Source organism: Klebsiella sp. KE9456 (genome assembly GCF_043832615.1).
Taxonomy (GTDB): domain Bacteria; phylum Pseudomonadota; class Gammaproteobacteria; order Enterobacterales; family Enterobacteriaceae; genus Klebsiella; species Klebsiella indica.
This window is the reverse complement of record NZ_JBDYQK010000017.1, coordinates 78,608-98,496: the sequence shown is the minus strand read 5'-3', so window position 1 is coordinate 98,496 and position 19,889 is coordinate 78,608. Positions and strand designations below refer to the sequence as shown.

The 19,889-nt window shown below is 54.6% G+C and carries 17 protein-coding genes and 1 pseudogene; 4 read left to right on the top strand and 14 right to left on the bottom strand.

The window, feature by feature from the left end:
- Window positions 1-14 precede the first annotated feature (14 nt).
- The 5 genes and pseudogenes from nagK to ABK821_RS17600 all read right to left on the bottom strand — a co-directional run.
- A complete protein-coding gene (gene nagK / locus ABK821_RS17620) occupies window positions 15-926 on the bottom strand; it encodes an N-acetylglucosamine kinase (RefSeq protein WP_138361200.1) in 912 nt (303 codons plus the stop codon).
- A gap of 48 nt (window positions 927-974) precedes the next feature.
- Complete coding sequence (gene lolE, locus ABK821_RS17615; RefSeq protein WP_138361199.1) at window positions 975-2,219, bottom strand: lipoprotein-releasing ABC transporter permease subunit LolE; 1,245 nt, start codon at window positions 2,217-2,219, stop codon at window positions 975-977.
- Window positions 2,219-2,920 (bottom strand): lipoprotein-releasing ABC transporter ATP-binding protein LolD, encoded by a 702-nt coding sequence (lolD, locus tag ABK821_RS17610; protein WP_142502114.1) that lies wholly within the window; start codon window positions 2,918-2,920, stop codon window positions 2,219-2,221. Before lolD ends, lolE begins: the two co-directional genes overlap by 1 nt.
- Complete coding sequence (gene lolC, locus ABK821_RS17605) at window positions 2,913-4,112, bottom strand: lipoprotein-releasing ABC transporter permease subunit LolC (RefSeq protein WP_138361197.1); 1,200 nt, start codon at window positions 4,110-4,112, stop codon at window positions 2,913-2,915. The genes lolD and lolC overlap by 8 nt, the downstream gene beginning before the upstream one ends.
- Before the next feature lie 200 nt (window positions 4,113-4,312).
- Window positions 4,313-4,378, bottom strand: a pseudogene (locus ABK821_RS17600) (hypothetical protein); the annotation flags it as partial.
- 39 nt (window positions 4,379-4,417) lie between these two features.
- On the opposite strand from ABK821_RS17600, the gene mfd reads away from it, so the two are divergent.
- Together mfd and ABK821_RS17590 are read left to right on the top strand one after the other, a co-directional pair.
- A complete protein-coding gene (gene mfd, locus ABK821_RS17595; protein WP_343178477.1) occupies window positions 4,418-7,864 on the top strand; it encodes a transcription-repair coupling factor in 3,447 nt (1,148 codons plus the stop codon).
- Between the two features lie 164 nt (window positions 7,865-8,028).
- Window positions 8,029-8,988, top strand: a complete 960-nt coding sequence (locus ABK821_RS17590) for a L,D-transpeptidase family protein (RefSeq protein WP_142502117.1) — start codon at window positions 8,029-8,031, stop codon at window positions 8,986-8,988.
- Between the two features lie 232 nt (window positions 8,989-9,220).
- Here ABK821_RS17590 and bhsA read toward each other — a convergent pair whose 3' ends face one another.
- Window positions 9,221-9,478, bottom strand: coding sequence for a multiple stress resistance protein BhsA (bhsA, locus tag ABK821_RS17585; protein WP_138361193.1), 258 nt, complete (start codon window positions 9,476-9,478; stop codon window positions 9,221-9,223).
- Window positions 9,479-9,726: 248 nt separating this feature from the next.
- Here bhsA and ABK821_RS17580 point away from each other — a divergent pair, with 248 nt between their 5' ends.
- Window positions 9,727-10,371 (top strand): TetR/AcrR family transcriptional regulator, encoded by a 645-nt coding sequence (locus ABK821_RS17580; protein ID WP_138361192.1) that lies wholly within the window; start codon window positions 9,727-9,729, stop codon window positions 10,369-10,371.
- Window positions 10,372-10,766: 395 nt separating this feature from the next.
- On the top strand, window positions 10,767-12,944 hold the full coding sequence (locus tag ABK821_RS17575; protein ID WP_343178476.1) for a TonB-dependent siderophore receptor: 2,178 nt from the start codon (window positions 10,767-10,769) through the stop codon (window positions 12,942-12,944).
- 168 nt (window positions 12,945-13,112) lie between these two features.
- On the opposite strand, the gene ABK821_RS17570 is transcribed toward ABK821_RS17575, so the two are convergent.
- The 8 genes from ABK821_RS17570 to hinT form a co-directional block, all read right to left on the bottom strand.
- Window positions 13,113-13,652: a glycine zipper 2TM domain-containing protein gene (locus ABK821_RS17570; RefSeq protein WP_138361190.1), complete on the bottom strand. Its 540-nt coding sequence runs from the start codon at window positions 13,650-13,652 to the stop codon at window positions 13,113-13,115.
- Between the two features lie 380 nt (window positions 13,653-14,032).
- Window positions 14,033-15,337, bottom strand: a complete 1,305-nt coding sequence (locus ABK821_RS17565; RefSeq protein WP_138361189.1) for an NAD(P)/FAD-dependent oxidoreductase — start codon at window positions 15,335-15,337, stop codon at window positions 14,033-14,035.
- 419 nt (window positions 15,338-15,756) lie between these two features.
- Window positions 15,757-16,299 (bottom strand): alpha/beta hydrolase YcfP, encoded by a 543-nt coding sequence (gene ycfP, locus ABK821_RS17560; protein ID WP_138361188.1) that lies wholly within the window; start codon window positions 16,297-16,299, stop codon window positions 15,757-15,759.
- Window positions 16,300-16,335: 36 nt separating this feature from the next.
- Complete coding sequence (nagZ, locus tag ABK821_RS17555) at window positions 16,336-17,346, bottom strand: beta-N-acetylhexosaminidase (protein WP_171034876.1); 1,011 nt, start codon at window positions 17,344-17,346, stop codon at window positions 16,336-16,338.
- 32 nt (window positions 17,347-17,378) lie between these two features.
- Window positions 17,379-18,197: a thiamine kinase gene (thiK, locus tag ABK821_RS17550; protein ID WP_138361186.1), complete on the bottom strand. Its 819-nt coding sequence runs from the start codon at window positions 18,195-18,197 to the stop codon at window positions 17,379-17,381.
- Complete coding sequence (lpoB, locus tag ABK821_RS17545) at window positions 18,178-18,804, bottom strand: penicillin-binding protein activator LpoB (protein ID WP_171034880.1); 627 nt, start codon at window positions 18,802-18,804, stop codon at window positions 18,178-18,180. Before lpoB ends, thiK begins: the two co-directional genes overlap by 20 nt.
- A 21-nt stretch (window positions 18,805-18,825) precedes the next feature.
- Complete coding sequence (locus ABK821_RS17540) at window positions 18,826-19,194, bottom strand: YcfL family protein (RefSeq protein WP_343178475.1); 369 nt, start codon at window positions 19,192-19,194, stop codon at window positions 18,826-18,828.
- Window positions 19,195-19,205: 11 nt separating this feature from the next.
- A complete protein-coding gene (gene hinT / locus ABK821_RS17535; RefSeq protein ID WP_138361183.1) occupies window positions 19,206-19,562 on the bottom strand; it encodes a purine nucleoside phosphoramidase in 357 nt (118 codons plus the stop codon).
- Window positions 19,563-19,889 lie beyond the last annotated feature (327 nt).

The following is a 19,889-nucleotide window of genomic DNA, read 5'->3' as shown; positions in this document are numbered from 1 at the left end:
AGCTACCTCTGTCATTAATGAGTCAGATGAAGAAAAGCCGCTCCGCGCATGCCGCCGGCATCACCATGACGCGCACGCTCTATACGCGGCGCGCTGGCGACCGGAAGCAAATGTCGCGGCAGGCGCTGCGCCAGTCCTTCTGTAATTGCAGTAAAGTTAGACAATCCTCCGCCAAGCACCAGCAGATCCGGGTCGACAATGGTTAAAATATTTCCCAGGCAGACCGCCAGCAGGTCGAGATAGCGCTCAACGTGCTCATGTGCTTTTGCGTCCCCCTGCTGCCAGAGTGCAACAATCTCTGGCGAGGTGAAGGATTGTTGATAAAAATAGTCGTACAGCCAGGCGAAACCACGGCCAGAAAGGTAATTTTCAATGCAGCCCAGTTGACCGCAGCCGCAGCGGACCAGTGGAAAATCACGTCCTACCACGTCCAGCGCATCTACCGGCAGACGGATATGACCAAACTCGCCGGTGATATAGTGATGCCCGGTAATCGATTTACCGTTAAGCACCAGACCACCGCCGACGCCGGTGCCAAGAATCAGCCCCATTACCAACGGATACCGGGCAAATTCATCATCCCAGGCTTCGGAGAGCGCAAAACAGTTAGCATCGTTATCCAGACGCGCGTCGCGCCCCAGACGTTCGCTCAGATCGGCCCGCAATCGCCTGCCGCTGGCCGCGGGCACATTAGCGGCATACAGCGTGCCATCTTCCGTTTCCGGCATTCCAGGAATACCGATTCCCACCGAACCCTGGCAGCCAAAACGCTGGTCGGCCTCCTGAACCAGCGCTTCTATCGCCTGTAAAAATGCCTCATAGCTCGCTTTCGGCGTGGCGACGCGTTTTTCCCACCGTAGTCGCCGCGCTTTATCAAAAACGCCTAACGCTATCTTGCTGCCGCCGATGTCAAATCCATAGTACATTTCAGCAATTCCTCTTGAGTCGTCAGCAACGCTGACGATGACGATAAATTACTGGCCGCTCAGCACCCTCGCCGGGTCAATACGGCTGGCGCGGCGGGCGGGATACCAGCTGGCCAGCAAACTCAGCAACAGTGCCGTCACCAGCACGTAAACGACATCCAGCCAGTGCAGTTCAGACGGCAGGAAGTCAATAAAATAGATGTCGCCGGAGAGGAATTTATGCCCGATCACAGCCTCAATACCGTTAATCATCGCCGTCAGATTAAGTGCGGAGATAACGCCAATCGCTGCGCCAATCAGGCTCCCTACCGAACCGGCAAGTAAACCATACCATACGAAAATCGCGCGGATCAGGCCGTCTTTCGCGCCAAGCGTTCGCAACACCGCAATGTCGCCGCTTTTATCTTTCACCGCCATCACCAGGGTAGAGACGATGTTAAAGCAGGCGACGCCAATCACCAGCACCATCGCCAGATACATAATGGCGCGGATCATTTGAATATCGCGATACATATAACCATAGGTGCCTATCCAGCTCTTGATGTACACATAATTGTTGGTCACTTCGCCGGCATCGCGCACCAGCGTATTGGCATGGAAGACGTCAGTCACTTTAATGGCGATACCGGTTACGCTGCTGCCCATATCAAGATACTGCTGCGCATCCTGCATCGGAATCATGGCAAAACTATGATCGAGCTGGCCGCTAAGTTGCAAAATACCGGTGACGTGAAGTCTGACACGCTTTGGCTGCAGCAGCTGATGCTCAGCGTCGGCGTTGGGGATCATGATGGAAATCCAGTCGCCCTGCTTAACATGCAGCGCGTCGGCGACGCCTTTACCAAGGATCACCTGCTGTTCACCGGCTGTAAAGCTGGCCCAGGCGTTATTCTGCACAAAATGGGGTAATGCGCTGAGGCGACTCTCCTGCTGCGGATCGACGCCTTTCACCTGAATTGCGCGCATGTTACTGCCGCTCTCCACCAGTCCGGTGAAGTTGATATAGGGGGCGGCAGCAACAATACCTTTCACCTTTTCAACCCTGGCGAGCGCATCCTGCCAGTTATTCCACGGCTGCTTAACCGGTTCAATTTCGCCGTGCGGCACGACCGCCAGAATGCGGTTGTTCAGCTCGCGCTCAAAGCCGTTCATCGCGCTCAGGCCAACAATCAGCACCGCGACGCCCAGCGCGATGCCGATGGTGGAGATAACCGAAATCAGCGATACCATCCCGCCGCGCCGCCGTCCACGGCTAAAGCGCAGGGCAATCAATAACGATAACGGAGAAGCCATTACTCGGCCCCCATCAGGGAAAGGGTATCGGTCAGACGCCCGTCGCGCATCTCCAGCTGACGACCCATGCGTTTTGCCAGTTGCAGATCATGGGTAACCACCAGAAATGCGGTGCCCTGCGCCGCATTCAGTTCACCGAGCAGTTGAAAAATACTGTCGGCATTACGGGCATCAAGGTTACCGGTAGGTTCATCCGCCAGCACCAGACGCGGTTTATTGACCAGCGCGCGCGCAATGGCGACCCGCTGGCGCTCACCGCCTGAAAGCTCGGACGGGCGGTGGCCGCTGCGGTGCTCAAGCCCGACAGCGTGCAGCATCGCTTTCGCCTGACGCTCAATCTCCGCCGCTTTCTGCTTACCAATCAGCAGCGGCATCGCCACGTTTTCCAGGGCGGTAAAATCGGGCAGCAGATGGTGAAACTGATAGATAAATCCCAGTTCACGGTTGCGCAGGTCAGCACGGGCGGCGGCAGAGAGCTGGCTCATCGGCTGGCCGGAAAAGATAACATCGCCGGCGGTCGGCGTATCCAGCCCGCCAAGCAGATGTAACAGGGTACTCTTGCCGGAACCGGAGGAACCGACAATCGCCATCATCTCACCCTCTTCAATGCTGAAGCTGACATTATGCAACACGTCGGTGTGTACGGTGCCTTCCTGATAGCGTTTGCACAGGTTGTCGCATTGCAGCAGGATCTTATTCATAACGTAAAGCCTCAGCGGGTTGAGTGGCGGCAGCGCGCCATGAAGGATACAACGTAGACAGTAATGCCAGGACCATCGCCACCAGGGCAATCACAATCACCTGCAGCGGCTCAATAGCCACCGGCAGCGCGGCACCGTCAAGAAACGCGCCGATAATCGGCATCAGATTATTTAACTGGCTGGCAAGCAGCGTACCGAGCCCGGCGCCCAGCAGCGCGCCGACGATGCCAGCGCTGGCCCCCTGGACCATAAAGATCAGCATAATCTGCCGCGGCGTCAGGCCCAGAGTCTGCAAAATCGCCACTTCTCCCTGTTTCTCCATCACCATCATTCCCAGCGAGGTAATGATGTTAAACGCGGCAACGGCGACGATCAGGCTCAGCAGCAGGCCCATCATATTTTTTTCCATCCGTACGGCCTGAAACAGTTCGCCCTTACGCTCGCGCCAGTCCTGCCATTTGGTGCCTGCCGGCAGCGTCTGCTGGCTCAGGGTATCGACCTGTAAAGGATGACTCAGCCACAGACGCCAGCCGGTAATATTACCCAGCGGGTAACGCATCAGGCGCGAGGCGTCGTCAATATTGGTCAACATCTGATAGCCATCGACTTCACTGTTGGCAGCAAAGGTGCCGATCACATTAAACAGACGCTGGCTGGGAACCCGCCCCATCGGCGTGAACTGGCTGGCGGAAGGCACCATCACGCGAATCTGGTCGCCGCGATTAACCCCCAGTTGCCCTGCCAGTTGCTCACCGAGGATCACGTTATATTTTCCTGGCTGCAGATCGCTCTGCTTCACGTTAACCAGATATGGCGTCAAAGGATCTTTTTGGGCCGGATCGATCCCCAACATCACGCCAACCGCCACGCTGCGGGCGCTTTGCAGCACCACATCGCCGGTGGTTAACGGCGCAATACGGGTAACACCCTGTAATTTAACGGCGCTTTCCGGTAGCTTCTGCGGGTTCAGGGACCCATTCTGGGCGCTAAGAATGGCCTGCGGCATCAGCCCCAGGATGTTATTTTGCAGTTCACGTTCAAAGCCGTTCATCACCGACAAAACGGTGACCAGCGCCATCACGCCAAGCGTAATGCCAATGGTCGAGAGCCAGGAGACGAAACGACCGAAGCGGTCGGCTGCGCGGCCGCGCATATAGCGGAGGCCGATAAAAAGTGCGGCAGGTTGATACATGTAATCCATCTGATTGCTGATAGCCGATGCCCGAGTATATAAGCGATTATGGACAGCGTAAATGTCTGATACCTGACGGTTTTATTAGCAATTGGTCTATAAACATAATAAAAACATAAGGATAGTAAGGTCAGTGCTGATTTATCTTTACGCTTATCAGAGTCCGTTACATTTTTGCCCGCAACATAACACTGGCGATACGGGTTGGCGAATCCGGATCGATCGCGGATAATCACCCTATTGAATATCAGCGAGTTGCCCTCCATATCGGCAAAGCGAATCCCCAAGAGACTATGATACCGTCTATGCCTGAACAATATCGATACTCCTTGCCGGTTAACGCTGGCGATCAGCGCCAGCTCGGCGAACTTACCGGCGCGGCCTGCGCCACTCTGGTGGCGGAAATGGCCGAACGCCATCGTGGTCCGGTGGTTCTGATTGCCCCCGATATGCAAAATGCCCTGCGTCTGAATGATGAAATCAGCCAGTTTACCGACAGCATGGTGGCGGGCCTGGCGGACTGGGAAACGCTCCCCTACGACAGTTTCTCCCCGCATCAGGACATCATCTCTTCTCGCCTCGCGACCCTGTACCAGCTACCGACGATGGAACGCGGCGTATTAATTGTCCCGGTCAGCACGCTGATGCAGCGCGTCTGTCCGCATAATTTTCTCCACGGCCACGCGCTGGTGATGAAAAAAGGTCAGCGTCTGTCGCGAGATGCGCTGCGCGCCCAACTGGATAGCGCCGGCTATCGTCACGTCGACCAGGTCATGGAGCACGGCGAATATGCTACGCGCGGCGCATTGCTCGACCTGTTCCCTATGGGCAGCGAACAGCCTTACCGCCTCGATTTTTTCGATGACGAAATCGACAGCTTGCGTCTGTTTGACGTTGATAGCCAGCGCACGCTGGAGGAAGTCGCCAGCATCAACCTGCTTCCGGCGCACGAGTTCCCGACCGACCAGGCGGCCATAGAGATCTTCCGCAGCCAGTGGCGCGACCGTTTTGAGGTGAAACGCGACGCCGAACATATTTATCAGCAGGTCAGTAAAGGCACGCTGCCTGCGGGGATCGAATACTGGCAGCCGCTGTTCTTTAACGAGCCGCTGCCGCCGCTATTCAGTTATTTCCCGCCGAAGACGTTAATCGTTAACACCGGCGATCTGGAGGCCAGCGCCGAACGCTTCCACAATGAAATCCGCGCGCGTTTTGAAAATCGCGGCGTCGACCCGATGCGTCCGCTTCTGCCGCCGGAACAGCTATGGCTGCGCTGTGATGAACTGTTTAGCGAGCTGAAAAAATGGCCGCGCGTACAGCTCAAAACGGAACGTCTGGCGGATAAAGCCGCCAATACCAATCTTGGTTATCAAACCTTACCCGAACTGGCGATTCAGGCGCAGAGCAAAGCGCCGATGGATAACCTGCGTCGGTTCCTTGAGTCCTTCAGCGGGCCGGTTATTTTTTCCGTAGAGAGCGAGGGGCGTCGCGAAGCGCTGAGTGAAATGCTGGCGCGAATTAAAGTGGCGCCAAAACATATTTTGCGCCTTGAAGAGGCGACTGGTGACGGACGCTATCTGATGATTGGCGCGGCTGAGCATGGCTTTATCGACAGCCAGCATAATCTGGCGTTGATTTGCGAAAGCGACATGCTGGGTGAGCGCGTCGCCCGCCGCCGTCAGGATTCGCGACGCACGATTAACCCGGACACCTTAATCCGTAATCTGGCGGAACTGCATATCGGCCAGCCGGTGGTACATCTTGAGCATGGTGTCGGGCGCTACGCGGGCATGACAACGCTTGAAGCAGGCGGCATCAACGGCGAATACCTGATGCTGACCTACGCCAACGATGCCAAACTGTACGTACCGGTTTCATCTTTGCATCTGATCAGCCGTTACGCCGGTGGCGCGGAAGAGAATGCGCCGCTGCATAAGCTGGGCGGCGATGCGTGGGCGCGGGCGCGCCAAAAAGCGGCCGAGAAAGTGCGCGATGTCGCCGCTGAGCTGCTGGATATCTACGCCCAGCGCGCGGCGAAAGAAGGCTACGCATTTAAACATGATAAAGAGCAGTATCAGCTATTCTGCGACAGCTTCCCATTCGAAACCACGCCCGATCAGGCGCAGGCCATTAACGCCGTCTTGAGCGATATGTGTCAACCACTGGCGATGGATCGCCTGGTCTGCGGCGATGTCGGCTTCGGCAAAACCGAAGTGGCTATGCGTGCCGCCTTTCTGGCGGTCGAAAACCATAAGCAGGTGGCAGTGCTGGTGCCCACCACCCTGCTCGCCCAGCAGCACTTCGATAACTTCCGCGATCGCTTCGCTAACTGGCCGATACGCATTGAGATGCTTTCACGCTTTCGTAGCGCCAAAGAGCAGGCGCAGATCCTCGAACAGGTGGCGGAAGGGAAAATCGATATTCTTATCGGCACCCATAAGCTGCTGCAGCCGGACGTAAAGCTGCGCGATCTCGGTCTGTTGATTGTTGATGAAGAGCACCGCTTTGGCGTACGTCACAAAGAGCGTATCAAAGCGATGCGCGCCAACGTCGATATCCTGACCCTGACCGCCACGCCAATCCCGCGAACCCTGAATATGGCGATGAGCGGCATGCGCGACCTGTCGATTATCGCCACGCCGCCCGCCCGTCGTCTGGCAGTCAAAACCTTCGTTCGCGAATATGACGCGCTGGTGGTTCGCGAGGCGATCCTGCGTGAGGTGCTGCGCGGTGGCCAGGTCTACTATCTCTACAATGATGTGGAAAATATCCAAAAAGCGGCGGACAGGCTGGCTGAACTGGTGCCGGAAGCGCGTATCGCCATCGGCCACGGACAGATGCGCGAGCGCGAGCTGGAACGGGTGATGAACGATTTCCATCATCAGCGCTTTAACGTGCTGGTGTGTACCACCATTATTGAAACCGGGATCGATATTCCAACCGCCAACACCATTATTATCGAGCGCGCCGATCACTTCGGTCTGGCGCAGTTGCACCAGTTACGCGGTCGCGTAGGGCGCTCGCATCATCAGGCCTACGCCTGGCTACTGACGCCGCATCCAAAAGCCATGAGCACCGATGCGCAAAAACGCCTTGAGGCTATCGCTTCGCTGGAAGATCTTGGCGCCGGATTCGCGCTGGCAACCCACGATCTTGAAATTCGCGGCGCCGGTGAACTGCTGGGTGAGGATCAGAGCGGTTCCATGGAAACCATTGGCTTCTCGCTGTATATGGAGCTGCTGGAAAACGCCGTTGATGCGCTGAAAGCCGGACGCGAGCCATCGCTGGAAGATCTCACCAGCCAGCAGACCGAAGTGGAACTGCGCATGCCGTCGCTGCTGCCGGACGACTTTATCCCGGACGTGAATACCCGCCTGTCGTTCTATAAGCGCATTGCCAGCGCGAAGAACGAAAATGAGCTGGAAGAGATCAAGGTCGAGCTTATCGATCGCTTTGGCATGTTGCCGGACCCGGCAAGAAACCTGCTTGATATTGCCCGGTTACGTCAGCAGGCGCAGAAACTGGGGATCCGTAAGCTGGAGAGTAACGAAAAAGGCGGCATCATTGAGTTCAACGAGAAGAATAACGTTAATCCACTATGGTTAATTGGCCTGCTGCAGAAACAACCTCAGCACTACCGGCTGGATGGCCCCACGAGGCTGAAGTTTATGCAGGATCTTACTGAACGTAAAATGCGAATGGACTGGGTGCGCCAGTTTATGCGCCAGCTGGAAGAGAACGCCGCCGCATAGGGGTATCCGGGATGCGGTATTCCGTATCCCGGTCCGTTCCCCGTCACTAGCGGAAAAATTTACAAACATTTTGCACTCTTCCGGCACTTCCTGATACTCGCTACGCCATAATTCAGTGACTTTGCGTATAAAAATAAATGGTTAGTGATTATGGAGTTAGGGTGATGAAACGCTGTTCACGCATTTCCGTCTGGCTAAGGATGATAGCCATTACCGCCACGCTGGCGCTACCCGCGCACGCCAGTACCTGGCCACTTCCCCCGCCTGATAGCCGTCTGGTCGGACAAAACCAGTTTCACGTCGTTGAGAATAACGGCGGCTCTCTCGAAGCCATCGCCAAAAAATACAACGTGGGTTTTCTGGCTCTGCTACAGGCCAATCCCGGCGTTGATGCTTACGTTCCGCGCGCCGGTAGCGTGCTGACCATTCCGCAACAGACCCTGCTGCCCGATACCCCGCGCGAAGGATTGGTCATTAATCTGGCTGAACTTCGTCTCTACTACTATCCGCCGGACAGAAATGAGGTCACCGTTTACCCGATTGGCATTGGTCAGTTGGGCAGCGATACCGTCACTCCGACGATGGTTACCACCGTCTCGGATAAACGCGCTAACCCCACCTGGACGCCAACGGCCAATATCCGCGCCCGTTATAAAGCAATGGGCATTGAACTACCTGCCGTGGTACCCGCCGGACCCGATAACCCGATGGGTCATCACGCCATTCGTCTGGCGGCATACGGCGGCGTGTATCTGCTGCATGGCACCAACGCGGATTTCGGTATTGGTATGCGCGTTAGTTCCGGCTGTATCCGCCTGCGCGATGACGACATTAAAACGCTGTACAACGAAATAACGCCGGGAACAAAAGTCACGATTATTAATACGCCAGTGAAGGCTTCCGTTGAGCCCAACGGTACCCGGCTGGTGGAAATTCATCAGCCGCTGTCGAAGCATATTGATGACGATCCGCGAACGCTGCCGATGACGCTTGACGACAGCATGCAGGCTTTTAAACAGTCGCCGTTAACCGATGAAGAGGTGATGGTGCGCGCCATGGCGCTGCGTTCAGGAATGCCGGTTGACGTCACCCGCGACGATTACGTTACCCAACAGTCGCTATAGGTCACGATTCCACAGACTTTCATCGTCTGTCTGCCACCTTGCCGGATGAAGCCCGCCGCCTGTTCAGCGCCATAAAAACAGGCGGCCTTCATCGGCCTTCGAGCCCATGCGCGGAAACACGATATCGCTTTCCCCGAACCCCCGATTAAGTATTCGCTTCTGGCTGACCATCAAATCGGGTTATGCGCGGCCAATAGCGTTTAACCGAAGGGGTGTACGCCATGCCTCAAATTTATTTGTAGATCACTGCTGTCCCGTGCAGGTTATTCGGACCGGAGACGGAAGTAATACGGTAAGCGCTTGCGCCCATCTTATCCGCTTTTTGCGCCAGTTGTTGTTCCAGCGAACCCAGGTTAGTCCCGGCTGAGGCGGAAACGGTGCCGATTTTGTGCTGCCCTGCCGGCGTTGACTGAACTTCAACCGCCGCAAAGCTGGCGAAAGAGAGTGAGCTAAGGACAGCGGCGATGGCAACTACAGTGCTATTTTTCATGATGATATACCTGTGCAGATGAATGATTTTGTTGGAACCAACACATTAAATTAACGATCGATAAATAAATGATAATGTGAAGCAAATCACGCGTCAAACCATTTTCATAATGAACGTTACAATATTAACAAACAGTTTGAAATTCATACGGATATGAATTATTTATTTTTAATCTGACAGTGCTGGTAGCCGGTAAGGTTTGTTTTTATAATACCCTTTCAACATACCAACACAGGTACAACGGCACCATGACAACTGATGTTCAAAGTTGCACAAAAAAAAGCCGTGGCCGACCTAAAGTGTTCGACAGGGAAGCGGCGCTGGATAAGGCCATGACACTCTTCTGGAAGCACGGCTATGAAGCTACTTCTCTCGCCGATTTGGTTGAGGCGACGGGCGCTAAAGCCCCAACGCTATACGCCGAATTTGTAAATAAAGAGGGATTGTTTCGCGCAGTGCTGGATCGCTATATCTCTCGTTTTGCCGCCAGACATGAAGCATTACTGCTTGATGAAGACAAATCCGTCGATCAGGCATTGCGCGATTATTTCACCGCCGTCGCCACCTGTTTCACCAGCAAAGAAACACCAGCCGGCTGCTTTATGATCAACACTTCCGCGGCGCTGGCGGCCTCATCTACCGATATTGCCAATACCGTAAAATCACGGCACGCAATGCAGGAACAGACACTCACCCAGTTTCTTCTGAAGCGACAGCGCCGTGGTGAATTACCGCCAGACGGCGATGTAAATCAGCTGGCGCAGTTCCTCAATTGCATATTACAAGGGATGTCGATCAGTGCCCGGGAAGGCGCTGATTTCACTAAAATCATGCAAATCGCCGAAACGACGCTGCGCCTGTGGCCGCTGGTTCTCCACCACCAGGCTGTCTGACAAAAGCGCGGATTCTGGAATTTTCCGGCCGCGCTTCGCCTGTGCGGGACTGGCTCACTGCATGACATGCTGATATTCGTGATTTTCCTTGCCGGGTAAGGCGTCATCCGCCCCCCGGCAGAAAGGCGAGCGCAGTTGCTGATACAGGCTTATCATCACTGTCACCGATTTTTCTTTCCGGCTTTTCCATTTAATTTCCCCTCCCGCCTTAACCACACATTTAATAGTACTTTCAATAGCTTATTTGATTAATTTTCGAGAATGATATTGATAACAATAATCAATACGGGCAAACTTCAGCCTTGAATATTTCTCTTTATTTCAGTTTGTAACAAACGGTGCACCTGTGCCGGAAATTAAAACAACAATATCGTAAATTCAGAAAAGGAATGAGCATGAAAAAACGTCTCTGGGTGCTTAACCCACTGCTGCTGGCAAGCGCCCTCCCCGCCTGGTCCGCTGATGACAATATGATCGTCAGCGCCAACCGAACGCACCGTACCGTCGCTGAAATGGCCCAGACCACCTGGGTTATTGAAGGACAGGAAATTGAACAACAGGTTCAGGGCGGTAAAGAATTCAAAGATGTACTGGCACAGTTGATCCCCGGTATCGACGTCAGCAGCCAGGGACGGACCAACTACGGTATGAATATGCGTGGTCGAGCCATTGTGGTGTTGATTGACGGCGTTCGCCTGAACTCCTCCCGTACCGACAGCCGTCAGCTCGACGCCATTGATCCTTTTAACATTGAGCACATTGAGGTGATCTCCGGAGCAACATCGCTGTACGGTGGCGGCAGTACCGGCGGTCTTATCAATATTGTCACCAAAAAGGGCCAGCAGGAGCGCCAGGTCGACCTGGAACTGGGAGGAAAAACCGGCTTTGCCAATCGTAACGATCATGACGAGCGCGTCGCAGCAGCGGTGAGCGGCGGTACCGACCACGCTTCCGGTCGGCTGTCCGTGGCATATCAGCGTTTTGACGGCTGGTATGATGGTAACAACGACGCGCTACTCCTCGATAATACTCAGACCGGGCTTCAGCATTCCGATCGCCTGGATGTGATGGCAACGGGAACCGTTGAAATTGACAATAACCGTCAACTGCAGCTAATAACCCAATACTATAAAAGCCAGGGTGACGATTACGGGCTGTACCTGGGTGAAAATATGTCGGCGGTGACCGGCAAGGGTAAAGCCTTTACCACTAACGGCCTGAATTCCGACCGCGTTCCCGGCACTGAACGCCACCTGATGAGTCTCCAGTACTCGGATGCCGATTTCTTCGGCCAGAACCTGATAAGCCAGGTCTATTATCGCGACGAGTCCCTGACCTTTTACCCTTTCCTTACGCTCAGCAATGGTCAGGTCAGCAGTTTCTCTTCTTCAAAGCAGGATACCGATCAATACGGCGCGAAAATAACCCTGAATAGCCAGCCGCTGAATGGCTGGGACCTGACATGGGGAGTGGATGCCGACCACGAAACCTTCAATGCCAACCAGATGTTCTTTGATTTGGACCAGGCGATGTCTTCCGGCGGGCTCAGCAATCAGGCTATCTATACCACCGGTCGCTACCCTGGCTACAGTATTACCAACCTGGCGCCGTTCCTGCAGTCCAGCTATGACCTGAATGATATCTTTACCCTCAGCGGCGGCGTGCGCTATCAGTGGACGGAAAACCGGGTCGACGATTTCGTAGGTTACGCCCAGCAACAGGCTGTCGCCAGCGGCGCGGCCAATTCAGCGGATGCGATTCCCGGCGGAAAAACCGATTACGATAACGTTTTATTTAACGCCGGGATTGTCGCCCATCTTACCGCGCGTCAGCAGACCTGGTTTAACTTCTCTCAAGGCGTTGAACTACCGGATCCGGGTAAATACTACGGCATCGGAAAATATGGCGCAGCGGTCAATGGTCACCTTCCACTGCTCTCAAGTGTGAACATCGGCGACTCGCCGCTGCAGGGAATTAAAGTCAACTCTTACGAACTTGGCTGGCGTTACACGGGTGATAATCTGCGGACCCAACTGGCGGCTTACTACTCAACTTCCGACAAAACCATCGCCGTCAACCGTACCGATATGACGATTAACGTACAGTCGGACAAACGTCGCATTTATGGCGTAGAAGGTGCGGTGGATTACGTCTTCCCGAACAGCGACTGGCTTGCAGGGGCAAACTTTAATGTTCTGAAATCCCAGGTGAAGAGCCACGGTCGCTGGCAGAAGTGGGATGTTACGCTCGCCTCCCCATCAAAAGCCACCGTATGGGTAGGCTGGACGCCGGATCCGTGGTCGCTGCGGGTACAGAGCCAGCAGGTGTTTGATTTAAGCGACGCCAGCGGTAATAAACTCGACGGTTATAATACCGTGGACTTTATCGGTAGCTACGCACTTCCTCTCGGTAAGCTCACCTTCAGCATTGAGAACCTGCTCAATGAAGACTATGTCACTCTCTGGGGGCAACGCGCACAGTTGCTTTACAGCCCGACCTACGGCAGCAGCGCGCTATACGAGTACAAAGGACGCGGCCGCACCTTTGGCCTGAATTATTCTCTGAGTTTCTGATAAAGCGCCCCTCAGCCTGTGCGCCTGAGGGGCTACTATCATTACTTATGCGTTATTTGGGCCATTTCTCTCTTACAGGGGCGCGGCAAGCCGGGTTCAACGCTGTGTCACCCGGCTCACTGAATTAAGTAAGCCCACATTATCCGGGTACTGAGATAAATGCCCCTTTTACGCTTTATTCGTCAGAATCAGTTGACCATTGCTGTCCAGCGGAATTTGCTTACCGGGATCGCGTTCCATACGAATTTTGCCTTTCTGATCGCCAATTTTATAAGTGACGTCATAACCCAGCACTTTTTCCGATTTGTCGTACACGGTTTTGCAGCGCTGCTGCGTGGTGGTGTAGGTATCCCCCTCCTGCATTGATCCCTGGATCTGGTTACCGGCATAGCCACCGCCCAGCGCCCCCACCACGGTGGCGACATCACGCCCGCGTCCGCCGCCAAACTGATGACCAATAACCCCACCGGCGACGGCGCCTAAAACGGAACCGGCGATACGGTTTTCATCCTGCACCGGACGACGATGGGTGACGGTGACGTTCCGGCACTCCTGGCGTGGCGTTTTGATACGCTCTTTTATTGGCGTACTGGACACCACCTGCGCATACTGCGGGCCGCGATCGAACACGTTAAGACCGGCAACAGCTGCGACGCCCAGCGCGGCGGCCACGCCAATCCCTATACCCGCCAACATTGATTTATTCACGGGAGATCCTCCTTTATTGCTATTGTCCGTCATTCTGTAATTCAGACGTCAGGCTCGAAAATAAGAAAGAGGATGAAAAGTGCGTGCGGATCCGTAAAAGCGGTGCAATTAAGATGAATCCGAGAAAATAACCGGCCTCTGGCAGGTAATGCCGGTCAGTTAAGCGAGCCATCGGCGTTTTATGCTGTTTTATTTGCGGCTCTGATGCTGTACGAGGGCTGATGAATATCGCCTGTTTTTTCATGGCATGCAGCAGCCGGGTAGCCGCAGATTGATTACGGGCTCACCGCATGGGAGTTGTTCGCGCCAAGGAAACCCGGCGAGAACGCAGGCGCGCATCCAGGACTGGCCGCCAGGACAGCGGCCAGAGACAGGGAACTTTAATGCAGCTTCAGACGCGGACGAATAATACGGTTGATACGTCCAACCAGCATCATCAGACCGGTTTTAAAGTAACCATGCAGGGCAATCTGATGCATACGGTATAAAGAGATATAGACGAAACGCGCAATACGCCCTTCAATCATCATAGAGCCGCGCATCAGGTTACCCATCAGGCTCCCGACGGTTGAATAATTAGAGAGCGACACCAGCGAACCGTGATCTTTATAGGTATATGATTTCAGCGGTTTGCCTTTCATTTGCGCCAGAATATTGTGCAGAGCACAGGTCGCCATCTGGTGCGCCGCCTGCGCGCGCGGCGGCACAAAACCCCCTTCCGGACGAGCACAGGATGCGCAGTCGCCAATCGCATAGATATCCGGGTCGCGCGTCGTTTGCAGCGTCGCTTCCACCACCAGTTGGTTGATGCGGTTAGTTTCCAGCCCCCCGATCTCTTTCATAAAGTCCGGCGCTTTAATCCCGGCAGCCCAGACCATCAGATCAGCATCAATAAACTCGCCGTCTTTCGTGTGCAGACCGTTGGCATCAGCGCTGGTGACCATGGTTTTGGTCAATACGCGAACGCCAAGTTTGGTCAGCTCGCTGTGCGCGGCGCCTGAAATACGTTCCGGCAGAGCCGGCAGGATACGCTCCCCGGCTTCAACCAGGGTCACGTTCAGGGCTTCATTGGTCAGCCCTTTATAACCGTAGCTGTGCAGCTGTTTCACCGCATTGTGCAGTTCGGCCGACAGCTCAACGCCGGTCGCGCCGCCGCCGACGATCGCGATATTCACCTTGCCGTTCGCGCCGAGATTCGCCGAGTACTTGAGGAACAGATCCAACATTTCCTGATGGAAACGGCGCGCCTGATGCGGGTTATCGAGGAAAATGCAATTCTCTTTCACCCCCGGGGTATTGAAATCGTTTGAGGTGCTTCCCAGCGCCATCACCAGCGTATCGTATGACAGCTTACGTTCAGCCACCAGCAGCTCGCCCTTATCGTTACGTAGCTCGCTCAGGGTGATGGTTTTCGCTTCGCGGTTAATATCAACCACCGACCCGAGCTGGAACTGAAAACCGTGATTGCGGGCGTGGGCCAGATAGCTCAGCGCATCGACGCCTTCGTCAAGTGAACCGGTCGCGACTTCATGCAGTAGCGGTTTCCACAGGTGGCTGTGGTTGCGATCGACCAGCGTAATTTTCGCTTTTTTACCGCGGCCCAGCTTTTTACCCAACTGAGTGGCCAGCTCCAGCCCTCCGGCACCGCCACCCACAATCACTATTTTTTTCAATGGTGTAGTCACGCAACCCCCTAAAATTATTAACCAATTGTTAATTAAAAGTTATTAAAATAGCCTTTATTTAACAACAGGTTACGGAAGTGAAACCATTCAGCGAGATCGAGAATAACATGAACGGTGCATTGGTCATACCAAAATTGATATGCATCAAGTTTTACTGCATATTTTTTGTGCACACAATCACATATACACCAAATAATCCGCCTTACGGGGCAAAAACGAGGCTGATGACAGGCTCGTGCCCGCTGACATAACGTGCGCACATTTCTGCAGGATGACGGTCAACAACATCCACCATTTCTGGTGGCGGAAGAATGCGCTTCGTCAGCAATGTGAAAACGTGTAGCCAACGCGTCGACAACCAGAAAAAGACGGGAGAGGTGAAAACACCCGCAGCATCTTAACGCTGCGGGCCGGGGAGATCAGCCGAGGGTTTTAAAGGCCTTTATACGCTGAAGATGCGGAGAGATATTTTTAAATTTGTGGGTCTGCTCTTCATCCCAGATTATCTCGTAGTAACGGCTCAGCAAGTCCGCCGAACGCTGGCTATTCAGCGCTTCGTCCTGCCGTGACAGCACAACCAGACAACGATCGCGGTTTTTTTCGCGGAAATTGTCCACGCACTTGGTAGCGATATCCGCATACTCTTCCGGCCGATCAATCTTCCCTTCCATGTTTTCATGGGGAAACAGATTCGGGTTCAGAATAGTTTGACGAATATCGCAAAGGAAGCCAATCCGCTCCGCCCAGAAACCACCGAGGCCCACGCCGCAAATCAACGGGCAAGCGTCGGCGCTGAGCTGCAGCATCTTATCGACCTCTTTTAACAAGTGCTGCATATCATGTTTGGGATGCCGCGTGCTGTAGCTAATCAACCGGACATCGGGGTCGATAAACTGTAGCTGAAGCACCTTCTCATGGTTACCGGGGCTGTTTGAGTCAAAACCATGTAAATAAATAATCATCGCATCCTCACCAGACAACAACGCCGTTCAGGTTAATTATGCTGATTTCGCCTCCAGCCAGCGCGCCTGAAGCTGATCCAGTTGCGCGCTTATCGTCTTCCAGCGGGCGGAATCCCTTAACGCCTGACGACTAAATGAACCTTTATGATACAATTTTGTAACACGCTCTGCTTTGATCGGCGACAGGTTATCCAGCACGCTGACCGCACCTTTACGATTATTGCAAACGAGGATCATATCGCAACCCGCATCCAGCGATGCCTGTCCTCGTTCAGCGTAACTGCCCATAATCGCCGCTCCTTCCATCGACAGATCGTCAGAGAAAATCACCCCGTCAAAACCCAGCTCACCGCGCAGAACCGTTTTTAGCCAGTGAGCGGAGCCGCTCGCCGGTCGTGGGTCAACATCGCTGTAGATAACGTGGGCAGGCATGATGGCGTCAAGCCGCTGCTCGCTAATAAGCGTGCGAAACACGGCCATATCTCTGGCGCGAATTTCCGCTTCCGTGCGCGGGTCTCGCGGCGTCTCTTTATGGGAATCGGCCGTCACCGCGCCGTGCCCCGGAAAGTGCTTACCCGTCGTTTTCATGCCCGCGCCGTGCATCCCGTCGATGAAATGGCGGGCTATCGCCAGCGCTTTTTCGGGCTCTTCATGATATGCGCGCTCGCCGATCGCGGCGCTGATATGACCAACATCCAGCACCGGCGCAAAGCTAATATCAATGTCCATGGCGATCATTTCACTGGCCATCAGCCAGCCTGCCTCTTCAGCCAGTCTGCCGCCCTCTTCCATGCCCAGCAACGCCGCGAAGGATTGCGCCGCGGGAAGACGGGTAAAACCTTCGCGAAAACGCTGCACGCGACCGCCCTCCTGATCGACGGCCACCACCAGATGGTTTCGCGATGCCTCACGGATCTGGCGAACCAGTTCACGTAGCTGCGCCGGATCGTGGTAGTTGCGGGTAAACAGTATTAACCCGCCAACCAACGGATGGGCCAGAATCTCTCGCTCTTCCGCATCCAGTTCAAAACCTTCGACATCCAACATTACCGGCCCCACATAAACCTCTCTTTATCCTTTTATTCGTTGTCTGACTGACGCCATATTTCATCCGCCAGCGCGATAAACTGTCGGTCGCCGGTTTGCTGCCAGCGTCGTTCGTACCATCCTGCCATCAGCAACCGCACCCACGGACGCCAGCGCCGTATTTGTCGCCAGAGCTGACGCTCATCAATATGTGCCTGTTTCGCATATTCTGCCGCTAACCGGCGACGAGTAACCGGATCGACCCATACCGCCGCCAGCTCCAGCGCAATATCGCCATCCCCTGCATATTCCCAGTCAATCAAGCGCAGCCCGCCTGCGCCATGCACAATATTGCCGGTATGAACATCCATATGTAAGGGGGCAAGACGCAGAGGACGGGGCTCGCCGTGGCGCAGCAGCCGTTTGTGCCAGCGTAGCCATTGCGGGGTACGCCGGGCGGGATCGCACTGCTGCCAGTACAACTCAAGCAATGGCCTCAACGCGATGCGCCAGCCAAAACGCGGCTGCTGATGCAGATGATACAATAACCCTGCGAGCGCCGGACACGCTGGCAGTACGTTTCCGATTTCACCCGCGCAATATTCCACCACCATCCAGGCGGGAGAATAAAAAAGCGGCACCGGCGAGAGAGAATCAGGCAGGCGGGAAAGCGCATGATACTGGCGACGAAAATGGTAAACGGGCGCCTGCAAATCATGCGGCTGACGCAACACCAGCTTTCGTCGACCATCGCTGAGAATACAACTGCCGCCGCTCAGACCCGACGGGGACTGCGCGGCGACGGGTGAATAACGCGGGAAAAAGCGCGATAACACTTCATCGCGCGAGAGTTTATTGTTGCTGAACGGCACCTTTACCTGACCAGATAATTTCGCCGGTCTGCACCAGCATCAGTTGCATTTTCAGCTCAGGTGAATTGACGTTGCCGGTCGCGCTGGAATAAAGCACATACTGCGCGCCAACGGCGCGTGCAATGCCCATCGCTTTACTACGGCTGCCGAGGCTATCCTGCGGCGACAGGCCAAGCTGCTGTTTGGCCACGCTCAACTGCTGCTGGGATACCAGAACAAATTTCCCGTTCCCCGTCAGCGCATTGCGCAGCGCCGTTGTGGCTTCACTGGCATCCAGTGAGCCGTTCGTACGGTTATTGACGCTATCAACCAGCAAAATGCTACCTGCATTCACGCCGCCTGCCTGCAGCATCTGCCCGACCATGGGCTGAACCGCCGCGCTCCAGCCAAAATGACGCACGCGTGGTGCCGGCTGAGTTGGCTGCTCCCCATGTTCAATCGGACCGGGTTGCGTAGGTATCACCGGAATACTCGGCACTACCGGCTGCGGCTGAACGGGCTGCTGCGGTTTCGGCTGCGCTTCCTCAACGGGAGCGGGCTCCTGGCGTTGCCCCGCGCATCCGGCAAGGAATATCGCCAGTGCGGTAACGAATGCATAGCGACATATTTTAGTCATTACGAAGACCTCTTACAGATAAAGATAAAGTCGGGCCTTGTGCGCCCCGAGAATATTGGCACTGCCATACAGCGTAACGGAAGCGTGCGCAGGGACTGTTATGCTACGCGCAGGCTCCAGCGGGTGCATCTCCAGTCCCCTGGCGTCATACCAGAAAAAGCGATAATGCACGGTGACCGGTACCGGGCGTTCATTAAACACTCTGGTTGTCGCCCTCGCCTGGATCTCGGATGCGCTCACCGTCGGTACTTCAGCGCTAATCCCTGCGGCCAGGACGTTGGACTCCATCACCAGACTTTGCCGATCGCTGACCGGAATTTCCGGATGCGAACGACATCCGGCCAACAGCACTACCGCCAGGAAGACACAGAAAGGGATCATGCGCACGAGTATTAGCCTTTATGGGCCAGTAGCGGGCCTAGCGGGCGACCACCCAGCAAATGCATATGGATATGATAGACCTCCTGACCGCCGTGGCGATTGCAGTTGACGATCAGACGATAACCATCGTCGGCCAGCCCTTCATCGCGGGCAATTTTCGCTGCTACGGTCATCATACGCCCCAGCGTCAGCTCATGCTCGGCGGTCACATCGTTAACGGTAGGAATCAGAATATTGGGAACGATTAAAATATGGGTCGGCGCCTGCGGAGAGATATCGCGAAAGGCGGTAACTAACTCGTCCTGATAGACCACATCCGACGGGATCTCCCGGCGAATGATTTTGCTGAAAATCGTTTCTTCTGCCATGACTGATTCCTTCTTAATTTTTAACTGTGCTCTGGCCTGCCTCTGCAGATAAACGCGGATGCACAGGATTCGCCTAAGAGTATGAGCGAGTTACTCCCTCTCTTTCAACCTGAATGCGTTTTTTCTTACGCAACAAACCATTTAGCTGTTGGTTGATTCATCACTTCGTACGTTTTCCCCTACGGCAGTCTTCGCGGAAACCATTCACAGCATCTATGTTACTTATGTTTACATATTAAATATTAATGCGTATATTTCTCATTTGCATTCATAAGTAGAAATATTCCCAATCGACCGCGGACACAGATCCATGGCGAATAACAACAC